Source organism: Monashia sp. HAY1-11D, from assembly GCF_056868035.1.
This window is the reverse complement of sequence record NZ_CP200320.1, coordinates 2,257,260-2,280,910: the sequence shown is the minus strand read 5'-3', so window position 1 is coordinate 2,280,910 and position 23,651 is coordinate 2,257,260. Positions and strand designations below refer to the sequence as shown.

20 protein-coding genes and 1 pseudogene are annotated in these 23,651 nt (G+C 72.7%); 7 read left to right on the top strand and 14 right to left on the bottom strand.

Annotation, left to right across the window (positions count from 1 at the left end):
* The first annotated feature begins 23 nt into the window (after window positions 1-23).
* Both AC1VM9_RS10535 and AC1VM9_RS10530 read left to right on the top strand, forming a co-directional pair.
* Entirely contained in the window at window positions 24-524 is a 501-nt protein-coding gene (locus AC1VM9_RS10535; protein ID WP_483122584.1) for a hemerythrin domain-containing protein, read from the top strand.
* Window positions 521-3,334, top strand: a complete 2,814-nt coding sequence (locus tag AC1VM9_RS10530) for a multicopper oxidase domain-containing protein (RefSeq protein WP_483122583.1) — start codon at window positions 521-523, stop codon at window positions 3,332-3,334. The genes AC1VM9_RS10535 and AC1VM9_RS10530 overlap by 4 nt, the downstream gene beginning before the upstream one ends.
* Window positions 3,335-3,416: 82 nt before the next feature.
* Here the strand turns inward: AC1VM9_RS10530 and epsC are convergent, their stop codons facing one another.
* Together epsC and cysK are read right to left on the bottom strand one after the other, a co-directional pair.
* A complete protein-coding gene (gene epsC, locus AC1VM9_RS10525; RefSeq protein WP_481343501.1) occupies window positions 3,417-4,172 on the bottom strand; it encodes a serine O-acetyltransferase EpsC in 756 nt (251 codons plus the stop codon).
* Between the two features lie 29 nt (window positions 4,173-4,201).
* Window positions 4,202-5,131: a cysteine synthase A gene (gene cysK / locus AC1VM9_RS10520; RefSeq protein ID WP_481343502.1), complete on the bottom strand. Its 930-nt coding sequence runs from the start codon at window positions 5,129-5,131 to the stop codon at window positions 4,202-4,204.
* Between the two features lie 277 nt (window positions 5,132-5,408).
* On the opposite strand from cysK, the gene AC1VM9_RS10515 reads away from it, so the two are divergent.
* Entirely contained in the window at window positions 5,409-7,802 is a 2,394-nt protein-coding gene (locus tag AC1VM9_RS10515) for a (Fe-S)-binding protein (protein ID WP_483122582.1), read from the top strand.
* A gap of 182 nt (window positions 7,803-7,984) precedes the next feature.
* Here AC1VM9_RS10515 and AC1VM9_RS10510 read toward each other — a convergent pair whose 3' ends face one another.
* Window positions 7,985-9,019 (bottom strand): M36 family metallopeptidase, encoded by a 1,035-nt coding sequence (locus tag AC1VM9_RS10510; protein WP_483122581.1) that lies wholly within the window; start codon window positions 9,017-9,019, stop codon window positions 7,985-7,987.
* A 112-nt stretch (window positions 9,020-9,131) separates the two neighbouring features.
* Between AC1VM9_RS10510 and AC1VM9_RS10505 the strand changes: the two genes are divergently transcribed.
* Window positions 9,132-9,869: a transporter substrate-binding domain-containing protein gene (locus AC1VM9_RS10505; protein WP_483122579.1), complete on the top strand. Its 738-nt coding sequence runs from the start codon at window positions 9,132-9,134 to the stop codon at window positions 9,867-9,869.
* A 4-nt stretch (window positions 9,870-9,873) separates the two neighbouring features.
* On the opposite strand, the gene AC1VM9_RS10500 is transcribed toward AC1VM9_RS10505, so the two are convergent.
* From AC1VM9_RS10500 to AC1VM9_RS10490, 3 genes are all read right to left on the bottom strand, one after another.
* Window positions 9,874-10,254, bottom strand: a complete 381-nt coding sequence (locus AC1VM9_RS10500; RefSeq protein WP_483123994.1) for a DUF779 domain-containing protein — start codon at window positions 10,252-10,254, stop codon at window positions 9,874-9,876.
* Between the two features lie 93 nt (window positions 10,255-10,347).
* On the bottom strand, window positions 10,348-11,871 hold the full coding sequence (gene exaC / locus AC1VM9_RS10495) for an acetaldehyde dehydrogenase ExaC (RefSeq protein WP_481340600.1): 1,524 nt from the start codon (window positions 11,869-11,871) through the stop codon (window positions 10,348-10,350).
* Between the two features lie 133 nt (window positions 11,872-12,004).
* Window positions 12,005-13,225 (bottom strand): GAF domain-containing protein, encoded by a 1,221-nt coding sequence (locus AC1VM9_RS10490; RefSeq protein ID WP_483122578.1) that lies wholly within the window; start codon window positions 13,223-13,225, stop codon window positions 12,005-12,007.
* Between the two features lie 173 nt (window positions 13,226-13,398).
* Between AC1VM9_RS10490 and AC1VM9_RS10485 the strand changes: the two genes are divergently transcribed.
* The gene (locus tag AC1VM9_RS10485; RefSeq protein WP_481340604.1) at window positions 13,399-14,106 is read left to right on the top strand and encodes a hypothetical protein; all 708 of its coding nucleotides are present in this window, start codon (window positions 13,399-13,401) and stop codon (window positions 14,104-14,106) included.
* 176 nt (window positions 14,107-14,282) lie between these two features.
* Here the strand turns inward: AC1VM9_RS10485 and rpmG are convergent, their stop codons facing one another.
* The 6 genes from rpmG to AC1VM9_RS10455 all read right to left on the bottom strand — a co-directional run bounded on the left by rpmG (window position 14,283) and on the right by AC1VM9_RS10455 (window position 18,869).
* Entirely contained in the window at window positions 14,283-14,450 is a 168-nt protein-coding gene (gene rpmG, locus AC1VM9_RS10480) for a 50S ribosomal protein L33 (protein ID WP_481340606.1), read from the bottom strand.
* Between the two features lie 155 nt (window positions 14,451-14,605).
* Entirely contained in the window at window positions 14,606-15,535 is a 930-nt protein-coding gene (locus AC1VM9_RS10475) for an ABC transporter substrate-binding protein (RefSeq protein ID WP_481345478.1), read from the bottom strand.
* 34 nt (window positions 15,536-15,569) lie between these two features.
* A complete protein-coding gene (locus tag AC1VM9_RS10470) occupies window positions 15,570-16,325 on the bottom strand; it encodes an ABC transporter permease (protein WP_483122577.1) in 756 nt (251 codons plus the stop codon).
* The gene (locus AC1VM9_RS10465; RefSeq protein WP_483122575.1) at window positions 16,322-16,966 is read right to left on the bottom strand and encodes an ABC transporter permease; all 645 of its coding nucleotides are present in this window, start codon (window positions 16,964-16,966) and stop codon (window positions 16,322-16,324) included. The genes AC1VM9_RS10470 and AC1VM9_RS10465 overlap by 4 nt, the downstream gene beginning before the upstream one ends.
* Window positions 16,966-18,180, bottom strand: a complete 1,215-nt coding sequence (locus AC1VM9_RS10460) for an ABC transporter ATP-binding protein (protein ID WP_483122574.1) — start codon at window positions 18,178-18,180, stop codon at window positions 16,966-16,968. The genes AC1VM9_RS10465 and AC1VM9_RS10460 overlap by 1 nt, the downstream gene beginning before the upstream one ends.
* Window positions 18,177-18,869 (bottom strand): IclR family transcriptional regulator, encoded by a 693-nt coding sequence (locus AC1VM9_RS10455; protein WP_483122573.1) that lies wholly within the window; start codon window positions 18,867-18,869, stop codon window positions 18,177-18,179. The genes AC1VM9_RS10460 and AC1VM9_RS10455 overlap by 4 nt, the downstream gene beginning before the upstream one ends.
* A gap of 233 nt (window positions 18,870-19,102) precedes the next feature.
* On the opposite strand from AC1VM9_RS10455, the gene AC1VM9_RS10450 reads away from it, so the two are divergent.
* The gene (locus AC1VM9_RS10450) at window positions 19,103-20,554 is read left to right on the top strand and encodes an aromatic amino acid ammonia-lyase (protein ID WP_483122572.1); all 1,452 of its coding nucleotides are present in this window, start codon (window positions 19,103-19,105) and stop codon (window positions 20,552-20,554) included.
* Window positions 20,555-20,564: 10 nt separating this feature from the next.
* Here the strand turns inward: AC1VM9_RS10450 and AC1VM9_RS10445 are convergent, their stop codons facing one another.
* Complete coding sequence (locus AC1VM9_RS10445; RefSeq protein WP_483122571.1) at window positions 20,565-21,386, bottom strand: alpha/beta hydrolase; 822 nt, start codon at window positions 21,384-21,386, stop codon at window positions 20,565-20,567.
* Window positions 21,383-21,960, bottom strand: a pseudogene (gene dcd / locus AC1VM9_RS10440) (dCTP deaminase). The gene AC1VM9_RS10445 and the pseudogene dcd overlap by 4 nt, the downstream one beginning before the upstream one ends.
* Window positions 21,961-22,082: 122 nt before the next feature.
* Between dcd and AC1VM9_RS10435 the strand changes: the two are divergent.
* Window positions 22,083-23,639 (top strand): ATP-binding protein, encoded by a 1,557-nt coding sequence (locus tag AC1VM9_RS10435; RefSeq protein WP_483122569.1) that lies wholly within the window; start codon window positions 22,083-22,085, stop codon window positions 23,637-23,639.
* Window positions 23,640-23,651: the final 12 nt, after the last annotated feature.

The following is a 23,651-nucleotide window of genomic DNA, read 5'->3' as shown; positions in this document are numbered from 1 at the left end:
ACATCAGCGTCGTCGGCCGGTTCATGTCCGAGCACGTCGACATCATCAACGCCTGCGGCGACCTGCGACGGGCCTGCCGGTCCGGCGACGGCCGGGCCGTCGGGCCGGCCGTCGAGCGGCTCGTCGGCCTGCTGCATCCGCACACGGTCGCCGAGGAGGCGGGGCTCTTCAGCGTGCTCGCCGAGGATGCCGAGTTCACCGACCACGTCGGCAGGCTGTGCGCCGAGCACACCGCCCTCGACGAGCAGCTCGCCGCCATCCGGGACGGTGCCCACACCGCCTTCCCCGCGTTCGAGCGAGCGCTGCGCGCGCACATCGACCGCGAGGAGAACGGGCTCTTCCCTGCAGCCGCCATCGCGTTCGCCGGCCCCGAGTGGGACCGCGTCGCCGCCCTGACGCCGGGCCCGACCCCCGACCACGCACACGCTCAGCCGCACCACCACCCGAACGACCACCTGCACGTCCACCGGCACGACCACCAGCACGACGAGGCGGACGCCCACGTGCCCGCTCACCCGGCATGAGCGACGGCACGGGCACGTCACCGGTCGGACGGGCGGCCCGGGCCGCCGGACCGGGCGGCGACGGCGGCGGCAGGTCCGACCGCCCGGCCGCCCGACGCGGACGCTTCCCGCTGCGCGACCGTCCCGGCATCGTCTGGCTCGCCCTCGCCGGGCTGCTGACGCTCCTGCACCCGGTCGTCCCCGCCGCCGACTGGCTGCTCGTGCACCTCGTCCTGCTGGGCGCGCTGACGCACTCGGCGATGGTGTGGAGCACGCACTTCACCCAGGCGATCCTGCGCACGCCGGACTCGGTCGACGACCGCACCCAGCAGAACCGGCGCATCGTCGTGCTGCTCGCCGGTGCGACCCTGGTGCTCGTCGGCGTCCCCAGCGGAGCGTGGCCGCTCACGGTCACCGGTGCGACCGGGGTGGCCGCGGCCCTCGGATGGCACGGCGTCGCGCTGTGGCGGCGCCTCAGACGCGCCCTGCCCGGACGGTTCCGGACCAGCGTCCACTACTACCTCGCCGCAGCGTCGGCCGTGCCGGTCGGGGCGACCTTCGGCGCCTGGCTGGCCAGGGGCCTCGACGACGAGTGGCACGGCCGCCTGCTCGTCGCCCACTCGATGACCATGGTGCTCGGCTGGCTCGGCCTCACCGTCATGGGAACGCTCGTCACGCTCTGGCCCACGATGCTGCGCACCCGGATGGACGACCGCGCCGAACGCCTTGCCCGACAAGCACTTCCATTGCTGGTCGCCGGTCTCGTCGTCCTGGACGGCGGAGCGGTTGCCGGGCTGCGCGGCGTCGCACTCGGGGGACTGGGCGCCTACGTCGCCGGTCTCGGGTGGTGGGGTCGGGCGCTCGTCCGTCCGGCCCGCCAGGCACCACCGCGCAGCTTCGCCACCTGGTCGGTGACCGCCGGACTGGCATGGGGCGTCGGTGCGGTCGTCCTCGTCGCCTGGCGGCTGGGTACTGCCGGTTCGTGGAGCGCGGTCGCCGAGGGCTATGGCGTCGTCGCGGGCCTCGTCGCGGTCGGCTTCGCCGTCCAGCTCCTCTTCGGGGCCCTCTCGCACCTCATCCCGGTCGTGCTCGGCGGCGGGCCGTCGGTGGCCAGGGCGGCGTCAGCCTGGTTCGACCGGGCCTGGGTGTGGCGCCTCACCGTCGTCCAGCTGGGCCTCGCCGTGGCGGTCCTGCCCGTCCCGTCGACGGTCCGGGTCGGCGTGTCGGTCCTCGTCGTCGGTGCGCTCGGCGCCTTCGTGCCCCTGCTGCTCGGCGCGACGCGTGCGGCGGTCAGGGCCCGTCGCGACCTCCTGGCGGCCACCGGCTCCTCGGCCGGCGCCGCGGCCCGGGCCACCGCGCCCGGCGGCGCCGAGCCCACGTCAGCCGTGAAGGCGTCGGTCACCGCGTCTCCCTCGCCCGGCGCGTCGGCCCTCCTCCCAGCCCGTGGCGGCGGGCAGGTGGCCGTTGCGGCCTCGGCCGTGGCGCTCGTCGTCTCGCTCGGCGTGGCCCTGAGCCCGGCCCTGCTGAGCGCCGGCTCGCCGTCGCCACCGGCGTCCTCACTCGCCGCAGGCGTCACACCGACCGGACACACGACACGCGTCCGCGTCGAGGCGCACGACATGGCGTTCGTCCCCGCGTCGGTCGCCGTGCCGGCCGGCGACCGGCTCGTCGTCGACCTCGTCAACACCGACAGCGGATCACCGCACGACCTCACCTTCGCCGCGGGAGTCCGGACGCCCCGGGTCATGCCGGGGCACGCGGCGACGCTCGACGTCGGCGTCGTCGGCGCCGACGCCGAGGCCTGGTGCAGCGTCGTCGGCCACCGGCAGATGGGCATGGTGCTGCACGTCGCGGTGACCGGCGCTCCGGCGCGCGGCGCCGAGACTGCGATCCCGCACGGGGTCAGCGGTTCAGCCGCAGCCCCGACGCAGCCCACCCGCCTCGCCGGGACGTTCCCGCCGGGCTTCCGCGCCGTCGACGCGACCCTGCCGCCGGTGCCCGCGGGACGCGTGCACGACGTGACCCTGCGCCTCGAGAAGGTCGTGCTCGAGGTGGCCCCGGGCGTCCGGCAGCGGCGCTGGACCTTCGGCGGGACGGTTCCCGGGCCGACGCTGCACGGACGCGTCGGTGACACCTTCGTCGTGAGACTCGTCAACGACACCTCGATGGCGCACTCCGTCGACTTCCACGCGGGCGAGCGCGCCCCCGACCGCGTCATGCGCACCATCCCGCCCGGCGGCTCGCTGACCTACACCTTCACGGCCGGTCGGGCCGGCATCTGGCTCTACCACTGCGCGACGATGCCGATGACCGCGCACATCGGCGCAGGTCTGTTCGGGGCCGTCGTCATCGACCCGCCCGGTCTGCCGGCGGTCGACCACAGCTACGTGCTCGTCCAGTCGGAGGTCTTCCTCGACGGCGACGGTGTGGGCTCGGTCCGCGAGGTGGACGCCACGGAGGCGGCCGGCGACGCCGCCGACCTCGTGACGTTCAACGGCGTGGCGAACCAGTACGTGGCCTCGCCGCTCGTGACACGCGCCGGCCAGCGCACCCGCATCTGGGTGCTCGCGGCGGGTCCCAACCGCGGTAGCGCCTTCCACGTCGTCGGCTCACAGTTCGACACCGTGTGGAGCGAGGGCGCGTACCTGCTCGACCGCGGACGCGGCCCGGCCGGTGGGCGCGACGGCGGCGCCCAGGCACTTGCCCTGGCGCCGGGGCAGGGCGGGTTCGTCGAGCTGGCCCCGACGGAGCCGGGCAGCTACCCGTTCGTCACCCACGTCATGGCCGACGCCGAGCGTGGCGCCCGCGGGCTGCTGACCGTGACGCCGTGACGCACCGCCGCCGGTGACGAGGGCGGCCGGGACCGGGACGCGTGCTGACGCGCCACGCCCCGGCCGCGGGGAGCCGGCCGGCTCAGATGTAGATGGCGGGGTCGACCCACTGGTTGGCGGCGTCGCGCTTCGGGAAGCGCAGGACGGCGGGGATGCCGGTGGCGACGGCGCCCGCCGGGACGTCCTTGACGACGACCGAGTTGGCGCCGACCTGCACGTCGTCACCGACGAGAACCGGACCGAGGATGCGGGCCCCCGCCCCGATGGTGACGCGGTTGCCGACCGTGGGGTGCCGCTTGACCCGCGCGAGGGAACGGCCGCCGAGCGTCACACCGTGGTAGAGCATGACGTCGTCGCCGACCTCGGCGGTCTCGCCGATGACGACACCCATGCCGTGGTCGATGAAGAACCGACGCCCGATGCGGGCCCCGGGGTGGATCTCGACCCCGGTGACCGAGCGGGCGACCGTCGCCAGGACCCGCGCCGGCAGACGCCCGGCCGGGTGCTTCCACAGCTCGTGCAGTCCCCGGTGCGCCCAGATGGCGTGCAGGCCGGGCGAGGTGAGGACCACCTCGAGGCGCGAGCTGGCCGCGGGGTCGCGGGCCAGGGCGCCGTCGACGTCCTCACGGGCCCGGTCGACGACGCGTCGGGCCCAGCCGAGCGGGCCGCGGTACGCGGGCTCGGGCTGCCCCGGCGCGGCGTCGGGGCCGAGGGCGGGCGTGGCGTCGCCGCGGCGGGCCGGGGCGTCGGCGGGGACGTCCCGGACCAGCGACAGCGCGGGCTCGGCCGGTCGCGGGCGCGACTCGACCTGCGCGGTGGTGGTGGCTGCGGTGCTCATGCGACCGACTCCTCGGACCCGGACGGGTCTCAGTCGACGAGGCCCTCGAAGAGGACCGTGGACAGGTAGCGCTCGCCGAACGACGGGATGACGACGACGATGGTCTTGCCCTCGTTCTCGGGGCGCTGGGCCACCTGGGCGGCGGCCGCGATCGCGGCGCCGGAGCTGATGCCGACGAGGAGGCCCTCCTCGGTGGCGGCGCGGCGCGCGTACTTGACGGCCGTGTCGGCGTCGACGTCGATGACCTCGTCGTAGATCTCGGTGTCGAGGATCTCGGGCACGAAGTTGGCGCCGAGGCCCTGGATCTTGTGCGGGCCGGGCTGGCCGCCGTTGAGGATCGGCGACTCGGCCGGCTCGACGGCGACGATCTGGACCTCGGGCTTGCGGGCCTTGAGCACCTGGCCCACGCCGGTGATGGTGCCGCCGGTACCGATGCCGGCCACGACGATGTCGACCGTGCCGTCGGTGTCCTTCCAGATCTCCTCGGCCGTCGTCCTGCGGTGGATCTCCGGGTTGGCCTCGTTGGCGAACTGGCGGGCCAGGACGCCACCGCGCTCGGCGGCGATCTCGTCGGCCTTGGCGACCGCACCCTTCATGCCGGTGGCCGGGTCGGTGAGGACGAGCTCGGCACCGAAGGCACGCAGCAGCGCGCGGCGCTCCTTGCTCATCGACTCCGGCATGGTGAGGACGACCTTGTAGCCGCGCGCCGCTCCGACCATGGCGAGCGCGATCCCGGTGTTGCCCGAGGTCGCCTCGACGATGGTGCCGCCGGGCTCGAGCTCACCGCTCGCCTCGGCGGCGTCGATGATCGAGACGCCGATGCGGTCCTTGACGGAGCTGGCCGGGTTGTAGAACTCCAGCTTCGCCGCCACGGTGGCCGGGGCGCCGTCGGTGACCCGGTTGAGTCGGACGAGCGGGGTGTTCCCGATCAGCTTGGTGACGTCGTCGTGGATCGGCATGGCGTGGGGCCCCTTCGGCAGTCGGCAGTGTGCGGCTGGTGCGGCTGGTACGGCTGGTGGCGCGCTCGGTCGTCGGCGACAACCGGAGACTCGTTATGCATATTCCAACATCTCGTTATCTCTTGCCAAGACATGCGTTCACGATCTGGTCCACGACCCTGCGCTTGTCATGGCGCGCGACACCCGGGAAGCCGGCCCACGCAAGGGGACGAGCGTCACGTCGAGGCGCCCGTCACAATCACTAAGCGCTTGCTAACTCGTCACTAGACTCGCCGGCATGAGTGCGCTCCAGATCGTCGCGGTCGTCGTCTGCCTCGGGGTCACCGCGGTGGCGGTGGCGTTGCTGGTCAGGACGGTCAACGGGTTCGTGGCCACGTTCCGGCTCGGTCAGCCCGAGGACCGGGGTGATGCGAAGGGGGAGCGGACCCGGACCTTGCTGCGTGAGTTCCTGGGGCACACCCGGATGTCGCGGCTGCCGGTGGTGGCGGTGGCGCACTGGTTCACGATGGTCAGCTTCGGCGTCCTGTTCTTCACGCTTCTGAACGCGTTCGGACAGCTGTTCAAGCCGGACTTCGCGCTGCCGCTGATCGGGCACTTCCCGCCGTTCGAGTGGGTCACCGAGTTCTTCGCGTGGACCGGGCTGCTGGGCATCCTCGTGCTCATCGTGATCCGGCAGCGGCAGCACCCGCGTTCGGCCGCCGGTGAGGGCGGGCGGCGCAGCCGGTTCTTCGGCTCGACGTGGTGGCAGGCGTACTACGTCGAGGCCACGATCCTCGGGGTGACGCTGTGCATCCTGACGCTGCGCGGGCTGGAGTACGCCCTGTCCGATCGAGGTGGCAGCACCGGCACGACCGCGGTCAGCGACGCGAACGGGCTGCACTACCCGCTGACCGGCTGGCTCGGCGGGATGTTGACCGGCTGGTCGGTCGAGGCGCTGGAGAACGCCATCGTGGTCGTGGCCGCGGTCAAGATCCTCATCTCGTTCGCGTGGATGATCACCATCGCGCTGACCCCGACGATGGGCGTGGCCTGGCACCGGTTCCTGGCCTTCCCCAACATCTTCTTCAAGCGGCACGCCGACGGCCGGACCAGCCTCGGGCAGCTGCAGCCGATCCGCGTCAACGGGCAGGTGCTCGACTTCGAGAACGTCGAGGACCTGCCCGAGGACGCGCCGCTGGGGGTCGGCAGGGTCGAGGACTTCACCTGGAAGGGGCTGCTGGACTTCACCACGTGCACCGAGTGCGGCCGCTGCCAGTCCCAGTGCCCGGCGTGGAACACCGACAAGCCCCTCTCGCCGAAGCTGCTCGTCATGACGCTGCGCGACCACGCGCACGCCAAGGCCCCCTGGCTGCTGGCCTCCGAGGAGGTCCGCGCGGCCGGCATCGAGAACGCGTCGGACGCGTCGAACGGGGCCGACGGCTTCAGCGACGCCACGATGGGCGCGGTCGCGACCGAGCAGCTCGTCGGGACGACCGGATACGACATTCGCAACCCGCTGACGGCCTACAACCCGCACGGTACGCCGGATGGTGGCGCCGTCATCGACGAGGACGTGCTGTGGTCGTGCACCACCTGCGGCGCCTGCGTCGAGCAGTGCCCCGTCGACATCGAGCACGTCGATGCGATCGTGGACCTGCGCCGCTACAAGAACCTCATCGAGTCCGCGTTCCCGGCCGAGCTGAACGGGCTGTTCAAGAACCTCGAGAAGAACAGCAACCCGTGGGGCCTGGCGCCGCGGCTGCGGATGGACTGGGCCAAGGACCTGCCCTTCGAGGTCAAGCAGGTCGGTGTCGACGTCGAGGACCTCGGCGAGGTCGACTACCTGTTCTGGGTCGGCTGCGCCGGCGCCTACGAGGACCGCGCCAAGAAGACGACCCGGGCCGTGGCCGAGCTGCTGCACACCGCCGAGGTCAGCTTCGCGGTGCTCGGCGACGGCGAGGCCTGCACCGGCGACCCGGCCCGCCGCGCCGGCAACGAGTTCCTCTTCCAGATGCTGGCCGCCCAGAACGTCGAGACCCTGAGCGAGGTCGGCGCGACCAAGATCGTCGTCACCTGCGCGCACTGCTTCAACACCATCAAGAACGAGTACCCCCAGCTCGGCGGGCACTACGAGGTGCTGCACCACACCCAGCTGCTCAACCGGCTCGTGCGCGAGAAGCGCCTGACCCCGGTGGCCCGCCCCGGCGACGCCGCGTCCAGCGGGACCCTCACCGGCGCCGCGTCCACCGGTGCCAAGGTCACCTACCACGACCCGTGCTACCTCGGCCGGCACAACCAGGTCTACGCCCCGCCGCGCGAGCTGCTGCAGATCCTGCCCGGCGTCGAGTACGCCGAGATGCAGCGCTCGAAGGAGACCTCGTTCTGCTGCGGCGCCGGCGGGGCCCGGATGTGGATGGAGGAGAAGCTCGGCACCCGGATCAACACCAACCGAACCGCCGAGGCCCTGGCCACCGGCGCCGACCGCATCGCCGTCGGCTGCCCCTTCTGCAAGGTCATGCTCACCGACGGCGTCAACGCCGCCGTCCAGGACGGCACGAAGGCCGAGGGCGAGGTCGAGGTCGTCGACGTCGCCCAGATGCTCCTGGCCGCCGTCCGCCGCGGCAACGAGGGTGGCGAGCCCGAGGTCGCCGAGCAGCCGCAGCCCGACCCGGAGCCGGCCCCCACCGCCTGAGGCCGCTCCCCCGGCCACGCGAACGGCCCCCTCCCGTCCGGGAAGGGGGCCGTTCGCGTGCGGGCGCGACGCGGTCGGGCGTCCTCAGCGTCCTCAGCGTCCGGGAGCGTCCGGACGCAGCCGGCGCGTCAGGCGCGTCAGGCGCGTCAGGCGCGTCAGGCGCGTCAGGCGCGTCAGGCGCGTCAGAGGATTCCGCGGGCGTGGAAGGCCGCCGTGACCGCCCTGGCGGCCGATGCCCCGTAGAGGCGCTGCGCGGCAGCGACGGTGTCGAGCGCGGCGGCGCGGAAGGTGGTGTCGGGCGCGAAGGCGAACTGCGCCTCGACGATGAGCGTCGACGCCTTGGTGTCGCCGAGCGCGGCACGGACGTCCCAGAGGGCCCGCGACCAGATCTCGCCGTCCGCGTGCACCTCGCCGACGACGTCGGTGGGATACGTCTTCGTGCCGTCGAGGCGGCGCAGGCAGTGCGGGACCGTGCGCGTGTAGGAGACCGAGTCCCAGTCGGCGACGCACGCCTCGGGGGTCAGGGTCGGCGTCCCGGCACGCCAGCTCGTCACGACGACGGCGAGGTAGTCGCCGAAGGCCTCGCCGATCGCGCCGGACTCGAGGGTCGTTCCGAAGCCGGGCACCTGGCCGTCCTGCACCGAGTGGCCGTACTCGTGCACGACGACCTCGGCGTCCTCGGCGTCGTCCACGCCGCCCTTGCCGACGGTGATGTTCGCCTTGTCCGGTCGGAAGAAGGAGTTGTCGCCGCCGTACTGGTCGACCCGCAGCTCGATCTGGCGCTGGTTGACCGGCCGCAGGGTCGAGCCGAAGCCCAGGTGCTGGAGGTACTCCTGGGCCGTGGTCACCCAGTAGTAGCCCATGACCTGCTCGAACTGGTCGACGTCACGGTGGTAGGCCGGGAAGGCCCCGCCCACCGACCGCGCGGCCGAGCCCGTCGAGCTCTTGACCCGCACGTACTGGCCGGTCAGCGTGCCCGAGCCGTCGAGGTGCGTCAGGGTGACGCGGTGGTAGGCCGGCGCGAGGGCCGCGTAGTCGGCGTCCTTGGCGTCGGTCAGCGACTCGTCGCCGAGCTCCTGGACCGGGTTGGGCAGGAAGACGGTGCCGGTGGCCGTGTGGTCCCAGGGGGTCGACGAGCCGGCGGCCGGCGCGGCGGTGGCGGCGACGGCCAGCGTGGCCGCGACGGCAACCGCCGCGGCGAGGTTTCGATGTGCCATCCCGACACTCTGCACCCGCAGCCCGACCGACGGGCTTGGTACGAGGTCACGAGTTGTCGTGTGGCCCCTCGGCCTGCGGGCGCGGGCTCCCCGGCGACGTAGGGTGGCGCCCGTGACGACCTCGACCACGCCCCACGCCGCCCCTGCCGACGTCGTCCGCGACCTCGTCCCCACCGGCGTGCTGCGGGCGTCGATCAACCTCGGGAACCCCGTGCTGGCGCAGGGCACCCCCACGGAGCCTCGCGGAGTCACCGTCGACCTCGCCCGCGAGGTCGCCGCGCGGCTCGGGGTCCCGCTCCGGCTGCTGTGCTTCGACGCGGCCCGGTTGTCCTTCGAGGCCATGGCCGACGGCCGCGCCGACCTCGGCTTCCTCGCCGTCGACCCGGCCCGCGCCACCCAGGTGGCCTTCACCCCGCCGTACGTCGTCATCGAGGGCGTCTACGTCGTGCCCGAGGCCTCGACCGTGCGCTCACCGGCCGACGTCGACCGTCCCGGATCCCGCGTCGGGGTCAAGGCCGGGTCGGCCTACGACCTGCACCTGTCGCGCACCCTCGAGCACGCCGAGGTCGTGCGCGGCGCGGAGGGGGTCGACGTCTTCGCCGCCGAGGGACTCGAGGCCGGTGCCGGCATCCGCGAACCGGCGACGGCGTGGGTCGCCGCCCACCCGGGCACCCGAGTCGTCGACGAGGCGTTCATGCAGATCCGGCAGGCCGTCGGGACGCCGGCGGGCCGCGGGGAGGCCGCGGAGCGGTACCTGCGCGACCTCGTCGAGGAGCTCAAGGCGGACGGGTTCGTCGCCGCGTCGCTGCGCCGGTCGGGTCAGACCGCGGCCGTCGCCCCGCCCGCCTGAGCCGTCAGCCGCCGAGCAGCCTCGGCGGTTCGACCCCGAGCGCCGACATCTCGGCGTCGGTGAACAGGCGTGACCGGATGAGGAACCGCACGCCCTCGGGAGCCTCGACGCTGAAGCCGCTGCCGCGTCCGCGCACGACGTCGACGGTCAGGTGGGTGTGCCGCCAGTAGGCGTACTGCGACGCCGACATCCAGAAGGCCACCGGATCGTCCAGGCCCTCGACAGCGAGGTCGGCGAGGTGCACGTCGGCCTCGCTCGTGAGGAACTCGCCGGCCGGGTAGCACATCGGCGAGCTGCCGTCGCAGCAGCCGCCGGACTGGTGGAACATCAGCGGTCCGTGGACCCCGGTGAGGCGGCGGAGCAGGTCCGCCGCCTCACCGGTCAGGTCGACCCGGCTGCGGGAAGCCGATGGCTCACCGGGTCGACCCGTCCCGACGGACGTGACCTCCGGCCCGTGGGAAGGCACGTCGCGGCCCCGTCAGAAGAAGCCGAGGGGGTCCGGGGAGTAGGACACGAGCAGGTTCTTCGTCTGCTGGTAGTGGTCGAGCATCATCTTGTGGTTCTCGCGGCCGATCCCCGACTGCTTGTAGCCACCGAACGCCGCGTGCGCCGGGTACTGGTGGTAGCAGTTCGTCCAGACCCGACCGGCCTTGATGCCTCGGCCCATCCGGTAGGCCCGTGCGCCGTCGCGCGTCCACACGCCGGCGCCCAGGCCGTAGAGCGTGTCGTTGCTGATCGCGAGCGCGTCGGCCTCGTCCTCGAAGCTCGTGAGGGAGACGACCGGGCCGAAGATCTCCTCCTGGAAGATCCGCATCGAGTTGCTGCCCTCGAAGACCGTCGGGGCGACGTAGTAGCCGTCGGCGAGGTCTCCGTCGAGCACGTTGCGCTCCCCACCGGTGAGGACCTTGGCGCCCTCCTGCCGGCCGATGTCGAGGTAGGACAGGATCTTCTCGAGCTGGTCGTTGCTCGCCTGGGCGCCCATCGTCGTGTCGGTGTCGAGCGGGTTGCCCTGCTTGATCTTCTCGACGCGCGCCACGGCGTCCGGGACGAAGTCGGAGTAGATCGAGCGTTGGACCAGCGCGCGCGAGGGGCAGGTGCAGACCTCGCCCTGGTTAAGCGCGAACATCGTGAACCCCTCGAGGGCCTTGTCGTAGAAGGCGTCCCGCTGCTGGGCGACGTCCTCGAAGAAGACGTTGGGGCTCTTGCCGCCGAGCTCGAGCGTGACCGGGATGATGTTCTGCGACGCGTACTGCATGATGAGCCGCCCGGTCGTCGTCTCGCCGGTGAAGGCGATCTTGGCGATCCGCGGCGACGAGGCCAGGGGCTTGCCCGCCTCGACACCGAAGCCGTTGACGACGTTGACGACGCCCGCGGGCAGCAGGTCGCCGATGAGCTCGACGACCTTGAGGATCGACCACGGCGTCTGCTCGGCCGGCTTGAGCACGACGGCGTTCCCGGCGGCGAGTGCCGGCGCGAGCTTCCAGACGGCCATGAGGATCGGGAAGTTCCACGGGATGATCTGGCCGACGACGCCGAGCGGTTCGTGGAAGTGGTAGGCGACCGTGTCGGCATCGATCTCGCTGCTCGAACCCTCCTGTCCGCGAAGGACGCCCGCAAAGTAGCGGAAGTGGTCGACGGCAAGGGGCAGGTCCGCGGCGAGCGTCTCGCGGACGGCCTTGCCGTTCTCCCACGTCTCGGCGACGGCGAGCATCTCGAGGTTCTCCTCGAGGCGGTCGGCGATGCGGTTGAGAACGAGCGACCGTTCGCCGAGGCTCGTGCGGCCCCACGCCGGCGCGGCTGCGTGGGCGGCGTCGAGGGCCGCCTCGATGTCCTCCTCGGTGCCCCGGGCGATCTCGCAGAACGGCTTGCCGTTGACCGGCGAGATGTTCTCGAACCAGAGGCCCTTCTTCGGCTCGACCCAGTTGCCGCCGATGAAGTGGCCGTACCGGTCCTGGAGCGAGACGAGCGAGTCGGCCGCTCCCGGGGGTGCATAGATGGTCATGTCGTTCTCCCAACGTCCTTGGTGGCGGCCCCGAAAACGGGGTCGTCAGGACGTTAGGCAACCGGACGTTGCATCCACGTTGCGTGTCGAGAAGGGTGCTCGCGGCCGACGGCGGGCCCGACGGGTCCTCGTCTCAGGTGCCGAGCTCGCGGTCGAGGCGGTCGAGCTGGTTCCGGACGAGCGGCAGCAGTGGCGAGGAGGGACCGAGGAGCCTGGCCTGGGCCTGCCACATCTCGTAGTCGTCGGCACCGGACGCGGACCGCGTCCACGCCGACATGAGGTCGGTGCGGCCGCTCGCGAGGACGGCCCGGCGCAGGTCGCCCTCGATGCTCTCACGCAGCCGGACCACCCCGGGCGCGACCGACCGTGGCAGCAGCGCGCCCCGGTAGGCCCGCATGGCACTGGCGAGGTCCCCCGCGGCCAGGTGCGCCTCGACACCGAGCCAGTCGCCCGACAGCTCCGCGACGACCCGGTAGGGCCGCGACGCGAGCAGGTCGTCGCCGAGCAGCGCCCGCAGCCGGCCCATCTCGACCCGCAGCGTCGAGGCGCTGCTGTCCTCCTCGTAGAGCAGCACCGCGAGCTCGTCGCCGGACAGGCCACGGGCCGCCGATGCGAGCAGCAGGAGGATCTCGCTGTGTCGTGGGCTGAGCCGCAGCGTCCGCCGGTGACCGCGCCCGTCGTCGACGGTGAGCAGGGCGTCGTTGCGTCCGAGGGCCTCGAGCAGCACCGACAGCCGGCCCGCGGTGGCCGGCACCGAGGCGTATCGCGCCCCGACGAGCAGCTCGCGAGCCAGCTCGGACTCGGCCATCCGCGCCGCGGCCCGGACCATGGCCAGCGTCTGTGGCGCGACGATGTCGTCGCCGCCGGTGATGTCGAGGACCCCGAGGACGCTCTGGTCGCTGGGGTCGTGGATCGTCGTCGCCGCGCAGCTCCAGCGCTGGACCGAGCGGCGGAAGTGCTCGGCACCGATGACGTTGACGGGTCGGTCGAGCCGAAGAGCGACCCCCGGCGCGTTGGTGCCGGCCATCCGCTCGTCCCAGTTGCTGCCCTCGACGAAGCCGATGCTCTCGGCGCGGCGCAGCGTGCTCGGCGACCCGCACACCCAGAGCAGCTGGCCCGAGGCGTCGGCCACGGCCATGACCGCGTCGCAGTCGCGCGCCGCCTGGCCGAGCACGTCGTCGAGAAGGGGAAAGACCCGCGCGAGGGGGTGGGCCTCGCGATGGTCGCGCAGGGCGTCGGCCGGCAGCGTGATCGGGGCGTCGACCGCGTCGACGTGGACCCCGGCCGCCGCGGACCGGACCCAGGAGTCGGCGACGTGCGCGCGGACTCCCGAACCCTCGCTCTCGTCGCCCATGGGCCGATTGTGCCCAGCGATCCGGGTTGGTGACAGGGTTTGGCCGCAGGCCGGTGGGTAGGGGTCGGCGAAAGGGTGGTCAACGGCGCGGAACAGGCGCACCATGAAGGAGTCCGCCCAATGGATCGCCAGCAGCAGCCGAGGAGCGACCAATGTCACGACGAGCCCCATTCGTGCCCGACGGAGTGCCAGTACTGTCCCGCGGTCGTCACCGCAACCCCCGCAAGGGCGCCTGCTTCATGGAGATGGCCTCGTTCCTGGCCGGCGAGCGGTGGAGCGACCACCCCGCCTGCACCCATCCCGTGCTCGCGACCCTGGCTCGCTGCGTCAACGACATGCTCGACGAGCCCAACCGGCAGCGCCTGGTGACCATGGTCCCCGAGGTCGTCGGCCTCAACCCGAGCGACCCCCGCGCGACGACGGCGATCGTCCTCAGCACCGCCCGCGCGGCCCTGCCGGTGGCCGCCGAGGAGCGCCAGAACGCGATGGCGATCGCCATCCTCAACGCCGAGGGCATCCTCGCCGAGCAGGACGGTCGTGAGCCCGGACGCCTCTCCGCCGCCTCGCGGGCCGCGCTCACGGCGGCGCCGGCCGCCGAGCGCTGGGCACGGATCAACCTGGCCCGCATGGGCTTCAACTCGGCTGCGCTGCGCCCCTCGAACGCGGCGAGGATCGTCGCCCTCGGCGTCGACGGCGTGGCTCGGGCCTGCATCGACGACCCGGAGGACCGGCTCGTGCAGATGCTGCGCACCGGCATCGACGCGGCGAAGGCGTTCGTCCCCGTGACGACCCCCACCGTCACCGTGCCGTGGACCCAGCCCGCCCCGACCCCCGCACCGGCCGCCGACCCGGCGGTGCGTCGCTCCGTCACCCCGGCCTGAGAGGACCCCACCACACGTCAGCGCCGGTCCGCACGCCCGCCCTGGCGGTCCGGGGCAGACCCGGCCGACCCGAACGCTCCCGGGTCCGGTTCCGGTGGTCCCGCGAGACACGACACGGCCGCGTCCCCGAGGTGGGGACGCGGCCGTGTCGTGCGACTCCGGCTCGCCGTCGACTGTCAGCGGGTCTCGCGGAAGTCCACGTGCTCCCCGGCGACCGGGTCGAACTTGCGCAGCACGAGGCGGTCAGGGGTGGTGCGTCGGTTCTTGCGCGTCACGTAGCTGTAGCCGGTGCCCGCCGTCGAGCGGAGGGTGACGACGGGGCGAAGGTCGGTGCGCTTGGCCAATGGTGCTCCTCGGACGGTCGCTCCGCGGAGGTCGCGAAGCCACTCATGAGAACCGTTCTCGCCTCGTCGGCATTCCCTCCGCACCCGACGTCGCTGCCTTGCGCCGCTCGGCGCCGCCCCGGCGCGACCTCGGGCCCGCCGGGGCGACCGCCGGGTCAGCCGAGGCCGGCCTTCTGCAGGAACTCCGTCGCCACGTCCTCGGCGTCCTTCTTGTCGATGACGACCTCCTTGACGAGGCCGGCCAGCGTCGCCGTGTCGAGCTTCGCCGACACGGCGTTGAGCGTCGAGGAGATGGTGTCGTTGACCTTGGACTTGGTGATGAGCGGGACGACGTTCTGCGCCGCGAAGAACGACTTGGGGTCCTCGAGCGCGACGAAGCCGTTGGCCGGGACGTTCGGGTCGGTGGTGAACAGGTTGGCCGCCTGGATCTGGCCGTTCTTCAGGGCCTGGACCGTGAGCGGGCCACCCGCGTCGAGCGGCTTGAACTCCTTGAAGGTCAGGCCGTACACCTTCTTGAGGCCGGGCACCCCGGACTCGCGGGTCTTCCACTCGGGCGGCCCCCCGAGGACGAGGTCCTTGGCAACCGGCGCCAGGTCGGCGATGGTCTTGAGGTTGTACTTCGTCGCGGTGTCCTTCGTGACCACCACGGCGTCCTTGTCCTCGGCCGCCGACTTGTCGAGCACCTGCAGGCCCGACGGGAGGGCGGCCTTGAGCTCGTCGTAGACGGCCTGGGAGTCGGTCGCCTTGGCTGACTTGTCGAAGTACTGGTCGAGGACCCCGGTGTACTCGGGGACGAGGTCGATCGAGCCGTCTTGCAGCGCAGGGATGTACGTCTCGCGGCTACCGATGTTGGGTTTGGTCGAGGTCTTCACCCCTTTGGCCTCGAGGGCCTTGGCGTAGATGTCCATGAGGAGCTCGGACTCGGGGAAGTTGGCCGAGCCCACGACGATCGTGCCGCTCGGGGCCGCCGAGCCGGCGTTGGTGGGCTGGTCGAGGGGGCTGCCGCCACCGCCCGAGCCGCACGCCGCGAGACCGGCCAGAGCCAGCGCGGAGACCGACGTGAGAACCGTCTTGCTGTGCTTCATACTCATCTCTTTCCTGTGGACGCTGGCCAGGGGATCAGTTGACCGTGCCGACCGTGACGGTAGTCGTCGTGACTGACTCTGTGGTCGACCGGACCTCGGGACGGCCGCGTCGGGTGCGGAACCGGCCGGTGATCCCGCGCGAGACGGCGAGCCGCTGGGCGATGGACGCGACGAGGTCGATGGCGAGGGCCAGGGCGGCGACGAGCACGGCCCCGGAGGCCATCTGGGCGTAGTCGCGGACCGCGAGCCCGTCGATGAGGAAACGGCCGAGCCCGCCGAGGCCCACCGTCGCGGCGATGGTCGCGGTGGCCACGACCTGCAGCAGTGCCGAGCGCACGCCGGAGAAGATCAGCGGGAGCGCGCACGGCACCTCGACCTTGAACAGCACCTGCCAGCCACGCATCCCCATCCCCCGCGCGGCGTCCCGGGCCGCGGGGTCGACCTCGTCGATGCCCGCGTACGTGCCCGCGAGGATGGGCGGGATGGCGAGCACGACGAGGACGATGAGGCTCGGCAGCAGGAACGCGAGGTCGCCGGTGAGGTTGGGACCCAGCCACAGGACGATGAAGAAGAGCAGGCCCAGGGTCGGGATGGCGCGCGCGAAACCCGAGATGTTGACCACCGCGAACTTCCCTCGCCCGGTGTGGCCCACCCACATCCCGGCGGGGACGGCGACGACGGCCGCGATGCCCGTCGCGAGGAGCACGTACTCGATGTGCTCGAGGAGCCGCTGCACGATGTCCTCGCGGTTGGCCGGGTCGGTGAGCCAGCCGATGATGTCGGCGATCATGAAGCGGTCCTCGCTCGGGCCCAGGGCGTGAGCAGCCGGGTGACGACGACGATGATGACGTCGAAGACCAGCGACAGCACTCCACAGGCGATGATGCCCGTCACGATGGGGGCGAAGAAGTCACGGTTGAACCCGTCGGTGAAGAGCGAGCCGAGCTGCTGCACGCCGATGATGGCGGCGACGCTGACGATGCTGACGTTGCTGACGGCGGCCACCCGCAGACCGGCGGAGATGACCGGGACGGCCAGCGGCAGCTCGACCCCGAGCAGCCGCCGCACAGGTCGGTACCCCATGGCGTTGGCGGCGAGCCGGACGTCGTCGGGGATCGCAGCGAGGCCGTCGGCGACGGTTCGGACGAGCAGGGCCACGGTGTAGACCGTCATGGCGACGAGGACGTTGGTGGGGTCGAGGATCTGCGTGTGCAGGATGCCGGGAAGCAGGATGAAGACGGCCAGCGACGGCAGCGTGTACAGCAACCCGGTGCCGATGATGAGGGGCGGGTAGGCCCACGAGAAGCGACGGGCCGTCCAGCCCAGGGGCAGCGCGATGAGCAGGCCCAGCAGGAGGGGGAACCCGGCGAGGTAGGCGTGGGTGACGAGAAGTCCCCACACGTCGTCGAGGTGCGAGGTGAACCAGTCCATCAGACGACCTTCGTCTCCGCGGCTGCGGCCGAGTCGACGCCCGGCTCGACGCCCGGCTCGACTCCCGGCTCGACTCCCGGCTCGACGCCCGGCTCGACACCCTCGGTCTCGGCGTCCCGGGCCCGCTGACCGGCGGCGCTCACCTCGATGGGCTCGATGAGGTCCCGGGCACGCACGGTGCCCACGAAGGCGCCGTCGGGCCCGACGACGACGCCTCGGCCGGAGGGCGCCGACAGGGCCGCGTCGAGGGCCTGCCGGAGCGACCCCTCGGTCGAGGCCACCGTGCCGCCGCGATGAAGGGCCTCCCGCGTGACCGGACCGTCGAGCCGCTCCGGCTCGACCCACCCCAGCGGGTGGTCCTCGTCGTCGAGGACGAGGACCCAGGGGTCGGCCGTGACGGCCCGGGCGTCGGCCGCGGGCGCGCCGAGCCGGACCGTCGGCTCCGCCCTGGTCGGAAAGGTCGCGGTGCGGAAGCCGAGGGTGCGGTAGCCGCGGTCGCGCCCGACGAAGTCGGCCACGAAGTCGTCGACCGGCCGGGACAGCAGCTCCTCGGGGGCCGCGAGCTGGGCGAGCGTGCCCCCGACCCGGAGCACGGCCACCTGGTCGCCGAGCTTGATCGCCTCGTCGATGTCGTGGGTGACGAAGACGATCGTCTTGCCGAGCTCGTCCTGCAGCCGCAGGAACTCCTCCTGGAGCTGGTCCCGCACGACGGGGTCGACCGCGCTGAACGGCTCGTCCATGAGCATGACCGGCGGGTCGGCCGCGAGGGCGCGCGCGACGCCGACGCGCTGCTGCTGGCCTCCCGAGAGCTGCGAGGGGAACCGCTTGGCGAACGACTGGGGCAGCCCGACCCGCTCCATCAGCTCGAGGGCCCGGCTCGTCGCCCTGTCGCGGTCCCACCCGAGCAGGAGGGGCACGGTCGCGATGTTGGCCACGATGGTGCGGTGCGGGAAGAGTCCGGCGTGCTGGATCACGTAGCCGATGCCCCGGCGCAGCTCGGCGCTGTCGATGGTGGCAGTGTCGCGGTCGTCGACGAGGATGCGGCCACCGGTCGGCTCGATCATCCGGTTGATCATCCGCAGCGACGTGGTCTTGCCACACCCGGACGGCCCGACGAGCACGGTGATCTTGCCGGTGGGGGCCGTCAGGCTGAGCTCGTCGACCGCGACGGTGCCGTCGGGGTACTGCTTCGTCACTGACTCGAACCGGATCATCGGCTCGTCACCTCATTCGTGTGGGGGGTCGGGAACAGGGTTCGCGCGATCGTTCGAGCCTCCGCGGCGACGGCGACGCCGACGTCACGGCTCCGTTGCGGATCCAGACGGTAGGAGGGCCCGACGACGTTGAGCGCCCCCGCGATGCCGCCCAGCCACGCGATGGGGGCGGCGATGGCCGTGACGTCCTCCTCGACCTTGGAACGCACCACCACATACCCGCATTCCGGCGTGCGGCCCTGCAGGGCCGCACCGATGGCCGTGCCGTCGACCGGCACGGTGCGTCCGACCCAGCCGGCGTGGCGGATCGAGAACGTCCCCTCGGCCATCGCGATGTACACCGCCTCGTCAGGTCGCCCGGCGATGCCGAGGTACGCGGACTCGCCGCATCGGGCGATGAGTCGCTGCAGGGCCGGCTGGGCGGCCTTGACCATCTGGTTGCGGCCGAGGGCGACCGCCCCGAACCGGAACGCGAGGGATCCGGGGTGGAAGTCGCCGTCCTCGTCGCGGCTGACGAAGTCGAGGACCTCGAGCGTGCGCAGCAGGCGCAGGGCCGTCGTCGGGGACAGCCCCACGGCCTTGGCGCACTCCGACAGGCTCGTGGGCGCCGTCTCGCAGACGTGTGCGAGGAGACCGAGCGCGCGCTCGACGGAACGGGTGGCGGCGGCGCCGGGGGCGGGCGTCGACACCGGCTCAGAGGCGGGCGACGAACGACCCACGGACCGGGACGCGGATCGCGGCGACCGTGGGGGTGATGGACGTGTCATGGGTGACACCTCGTCGGTGATCGAGCGAGGGGCAACGAGTGCCGTTTTCATTCTGCGGCAGCCCTTTGCTGCCCAGTGGCAGTCTGGCACACTGCGGACACAGCGCGACACCCTGTTGCCCGAGAAAATCTCCGGCCGTCATCCGAGGACCGCACATGACCATCACCCTGACCGGGCAGCAGCTGACGATCGCCGCCATCGAGGCGCTGGGCCGGGGGGCGGACCTCGCGGTCGACCCCGAGGCGGCCTCCCGGGTCGACCGGGCCGCCCGTGCCGCCCACGAGGTGGCCCTGGTGCGGCCCGTGTACGGCAGGACGTCGGGGGTCGGCGCCAACCGCGACCGGGCGAGCACGTCGCCGAGACCGGGGCACGCCCTGCTGCGCAGCCACGGTGCAGGCTGGGGCGGGCCGTTCCCGCACGCGACCGTGCGCAGCGCCCTCGCGATCCGCGTCAACCAGCTGCTCGCCGGGACCTCCGGCGCCAGCGGGTCGCTCCTTCGGGCGCTCGTGGAGACCACGAGGGCCGAGGACGGACGGCTCCCCGTCGTGCACCGGCGCGGCGCCATCGGCACCGGCGACCTCACCGCGCTGGCGGAGGTCGGTCTCACCCTGCTCGGCGAGCGCCCCACCGCCGACGGGACCCTGCTCGCCCCCGCGCCCCTGGACGAGTCCGACGCGCTGCCCCTGATGTCGAGCAGCGCCTTCACCCTGGCCGAGGCTGCCCTCGGCTGCGGCCGGCTCGCCCGGCTCGCCGACGTCGCCATGGCTGTGTGCGCCCTGTCGTTCGTCGCGCTGCGCGGCAACCTCGAGGCCTTCGGGCCGGCCGTGCCGAGGGTCACCCCGTTCCCGGGCGCCGTCACCGCGGCCGCCACCGTCACCCGGCTCGTGCACGGCAGCACCGTCGAGCCGGCCCAGCTGCAGGACTTCTTCGGGCTGCGCACCTTCCCGCAGGTGCACGGCCCGCTCCTCGACGAGATCGACGACCTGCGCCGCGTCGTCGAGGCACTCGTCAACAGCGGCAGCGAGAACCCCGCGGTCCTGACGGACGACGACCCACCCGGCGTCGCGCACCACGGCGGCTTCCACCAGGCCTACCTGGCCCTCGCCGTCGACTCGACCCTGCTGGCCCTCGTCGGCTCGGCGCACACGAGCGCGTCTCGCATCTCCCACCTGCTGACCGACCCTGCGAGCGGTCTGCCCCGGTTCCTCGCCGGTCCGGAGGCAGGTTCCTCCGGCCTGCTCATCCTGGAGTACGGCGCCGCCTCGGCCATGGCGCTCATCCGGGAGGCCGCGTCGGCGGCGCGCTCGATCCAGTGGGTCTCGGTCTCCGCCGGGGTCGAGGACGGTGCGAGCCACGCCTCGGTGTCGTCGGCCCGCCTCACCGAGGCCGCCGAGGCCTACCGGCAGATCATCGCCCTCGAGCTCGTCACCGCTGTCCGCGCGCTCGTCCTGGGCGGGCGACGGGTCGCCGGCGAGCTGTCCGAGCTGATGGCCCGGTGCACGCACCTCGCGGGAGAGCCGGACGACCACGACCTCGCGCCCGCGGTGGCGGCTGCGGTCGACATCGTCGACGAGTGGGTCGCCGCGGACCCGCTGGGGCCCAACTGACCTGGGAGGCTCAGCCGCGGGGGGCTCGGACGCCCTTCCGGGACAGCCGGATCGGAGGCGTCACGCCTGCCCAGAGGTCGAGGGTGACGCCGCGGGAGTGGACGACCTGGGCGACGACGGCGCCCTCGGGCCCACTCGCCGGCTCCTCGTCGTGGCCCAGTTCCGCGGCGAACGTCGCGGTGACGATGCCGGTGACGAGGCGCGTCCACAGGGGCCAGCGCACGAGCATCGCGTGGTCGCCCCGCTCGACGCGCACGAGGGAGGCGTCGAGACCCTCGGCCTGCATGGACTCGACGAGGCGCCGGGAACGGCTCAGGCCGCAGACGACGTCCCGGTCCCCGTGGACGACGACGGTGCGCTGAGCGGGGCCGGGGCGCGGGTCACCGGGCTCGATCCACGGCGCGAGACCCACGACGAGGCGCACCCCGGGCTCGGTGCCGACGTGCAAGGCGGTGCGACCGCCCATCGAGTGACCGACGAGCGCGATCGACGCGTCGGGGTACGTCTCGCGCAGCCGACCCAGGGCCCAGCGGGCATCGAGCACCGGCATGGCGTCGTCGCCGTTCCACCCCCGAACCCGGAACCGCAGCCGTGCCACGGCGACCGGCCCGGGCACCTTGCGGGCCAGCGCTCGCGCGAACGGCACGAGCCGGGCGACGTTGTGCGACCACGGCCGGTTCGGCTCGAACCCCCCGATGGCGCCGCCGTGCAGGACGAGGACGACGACACGGGCGTCGGCGGGCCGGGCGTGCCAGACGAGGGTCGCCGGCGGGAGACCGTCGTCCGTGGGCGGGCCGACGACGCGCGACGGCCCCTCGAGCGTCCTGCTCACACGGGCGTCCGGTGGAAGTTCTGGAAGGAGCGGCTGGCGGTCGGACCGCGCTGACCTTGGTAGTGCGAGCCGTACTTCGCTGAGCCGTAAGGGTTCTCGCTCGGGCTACTGAGCCGGAAGAAGCACAGCTGGCCGATCTTCATGCCCGGGTAGAGCATGATCGGCAGCGTCGCGACGTTCGACAGCTCGAGCGTCACGTGGCCGGAGAACCCGGGATCCACGAAGCCCGCGGTGGCATGCGTCAGGAGGCCGAGGCGGCCGAGGGGCTCTTGCCCTCGACGCGGGCGGCGAGGTCGTCGGGCAGCGACACGGCCTCCAGCGTCGACCCGAGGACGAACTCCCCCGGGTGCAGGACGAAGCCGTCCTCGTCCGGACCGACCTCGACCAGACGCGTCAGCTCCGGCTGCTCGGCCGCCGGGTCGATGTAGGGGTACTTGTGGTTGTCGAAGAGCCGGAAGAACTTGTCGAGCCGGACGTCGACGCTCGACGGCTGGACCATGTTCTCGTCCCACGGGTCGAGCACGACACGACCGGCGTCGACCTCGCCCCGGATGTCCTTGTCGGAGAGCAGCACGGGTCGAGGCTACCGTGCAGGCGGCGTCGGCCCGCGGACCGCTCGCGAGGCCCGCCGGATCCGGTCCGAACGGTCGGTCGCTCCAGGCGCGTGCGGTACCCAGGCTCGCCTACCGTTGGGTCATGACGGAGCAGCCGAGGGACGAGGCGGGGACGCGCGAGCTCGTGGCCGAGTTCCGGCAGCTCGTCCGGCGGATGCTCGAGCAGCTGCCCGACGACGCCGGCGGGCCACGGCTCGTCGACGTGCTCGAGGCCCACCTCGGGGTGTCACCGCAGGGGCTGGCCGTCGTGTCGGAGCCGGTCATGCCGCACCGGCTCGTCGACGCCGACATCGCCCTGGACGAGGTGTCGGGGACCGACCCGGGGCGCAGCGTCGTCGGGATCGCCGGTGACGCCCGGCACCACATGTCCCTCGGCGACCTCGTCCAGAGCATCCACGGGATGGGCCTTCCGGTGGGGCAGGTCGACTACGGCCGCATGCCCACCGGCCCCGGCAAGGAGGACCACCGGCAGGTCGTCACCTCGGGCATCAGGATGTTCCGGTTCGAGGGCGAGCCGGTGGCCGTGCGCCAGCAGGGCATGAACCGGCAGTTCGGCCGTGAGGCGGGCAGCATCGAGGTCATGTCGCGCGACCGCGACACCTCCGACCGGCTCATGGCGCGGGTCCAGGAGCTCATGGACGCCCGCAGCATCCTCCGCGGCCAGGTGCTGACGTTCGGCGGCGACCCCTACGGCCCGGGGATGGCCGGGGTGACGTTCGTGGCGCGCCCGACCGTCGACGCCGCGGCGGTCATCCTGCCCGACGGGCTGCTCGACCGCGTGGCGCACCACGTCATCGGGATGGGTGAGCACCGTGAGCGCCTGCGGGCCCACGGCCAGCACCTCAAGCGCGGGATCCTGCTCTACGGGCCCCCGGGTACCGGCAAGACGCACACGGTGCGCTACCTGCTGTCGGCGACTCCTGGTACGACGGCGGTGCTGCTGAGCGGCGGCTCCCTGCGCTTCATCCACGACGCCGCGAAGGTCGCGCGGGCGCACCAGCCGGCCGTCGTCGTCCTCGAGGACTGCGACCTCGTGGCCGAGGACCGCTCGTTCGCACCGATGGGAGCCTCCCCGCTGCTCTTCGAGGTGCTGGACGCGCTCGACGGGCTCGACGCCGACGCCGACGTCGCGTTCGTCCTGACGACCAACCGCGTCGAGGACCTCGAGGTGGCGCTCGCGCAGCGTCCGGGCCGGGTCGACCTCGCGGCCGAGATCCCGCTGCCCGACCGCGCCGGCCGCCGCGAGCTGCTCCGGCTCTACGGCGGGCACCTCTTCGGTCCGGAGGCGATCTCGGCCGCTGCCGTCCGGTCCGAGGGCACGACGGCCTCGTTCGCCAAGGAGCTGGTCCGCCGGGCGGTCCTCGCGGCGGCCCTGGCCGCCGAGCCGCCGTCGGACGAGCACCTCCGCCTCGCCCTCGACGAGCTGCTGTCCGAGGGCGAACGCCTGACGCGCAGCCTCCTCGGCGTCGACGCGGCGTCCGCGGAGGGCCTGTCAGGGGACCCGACCGGTGGCACGGCAGAGGGCGCTGCAGGCGCCGGGACGTCCGGCCTCAGGTCCCGGAGGAGCCGACGGGGCGTCGAGTTCCTGCCCCGTGGCGGGTACCCGGGTCCGGTCCCCGGGCCCTACCCCGGGCCCTAGCCCGGCGGCGAG

Coding starts and splice junctions, on each gene's coding strand:
- AC1VM9_RS10470 (WP_483122577.1), bottom strand. CDS start 16,325: ATGATCGCCGACATCATCGGCTGGCTCACCGACCCGGCCAACCGCGAG.
- cysK (WP_481343502.1), bottom strand. CDS start 5,131: ATGCCGATCCACGACGACGTCACCAAGCTGATCGGGAACACCCCGCTC.
- AC1VM9_RS10515 (WP_483122582.1), top strand. CDS start 5,409: ATGAGTGCGCTCCAGATCGTCGCGGTCGTCGTCTGCCTCGGGGTCACC.
- AC1VM9_RS10435 (WP_483122569.1), top strand. CDS start 22,083: ATGACGGAGCAGCCGAGGGACGAGGCGGGGACGCGCGAGCTCGTGGCC.
- AC1VM9_RS10465 (WP_483122575.1), bottom strand. CDS start 16,966: ATGGACTGGTTCACCTCGCACCTCGACGACGTGTGGGGACTTCTCGTC.
- exaC (WP_481340600.1), bottom strand. CDS start 11,871: ATGACCATCTATGCACCCCCGGGAGCGGCCGACTCGCTCGTCTCGCTC.
- AC1VM9_RS10510 (WP_483122581.1), bottom strand. CDS start 9,019: ATGGCACATCGAAACCTCGCCGCGGCGGTTGCCGTCGCGGCCACGCTG.
- AC1VM9_RS10490 (WP_483122578.1), bottom strand. CDS start 13,225: ATGGGCGACGAGAGCGAGGGTTCGGGAGTCCGCGCGCACGTCGCCGAC.
- AC1VM9_RS10535 (WP_483122584.1), top strand. CDS start 24: ATGTCCGAGCACGTCGACATCATCAACGCCTGCGGCGACCTGCGACGG.
- AC1VM9_RS10460 (WP_483122574.1), bottom strand. CDS start 18,180: ATGATCCGGTTCGAGTCAGTGACGAAGCAGTACCCCGACGGCACCGTC.
- AC1VM9_RS10450 (WP_483122572.1), top strand. CDS start 19,103: ATGACCATCACCCTGACCGGGCAGCAGCTGACGATCGCCGCCATCGAG.
- epsC (WP_481343501.1), bottom strand. CDS start 4,172: ATGAGCACCGCAGCCACCACCACCGCGCAGGTCGAGTCGCGCCCGCGA.
- AC1VM9_RS10475 (WP_481345478.1), bottom strand. CDS start 15,535: ATGAAGCACAGCAAGACGGTTCTCACGTCGGTCTCCGCGCTGGCTCTG.
- AC1VM9_RS10530 (WP_483122583.1), top strand. CDS start 521: ATGAGCGACGGCACGGGCACGTCACCGGTCGGACGGGCGGCCCGGGCC.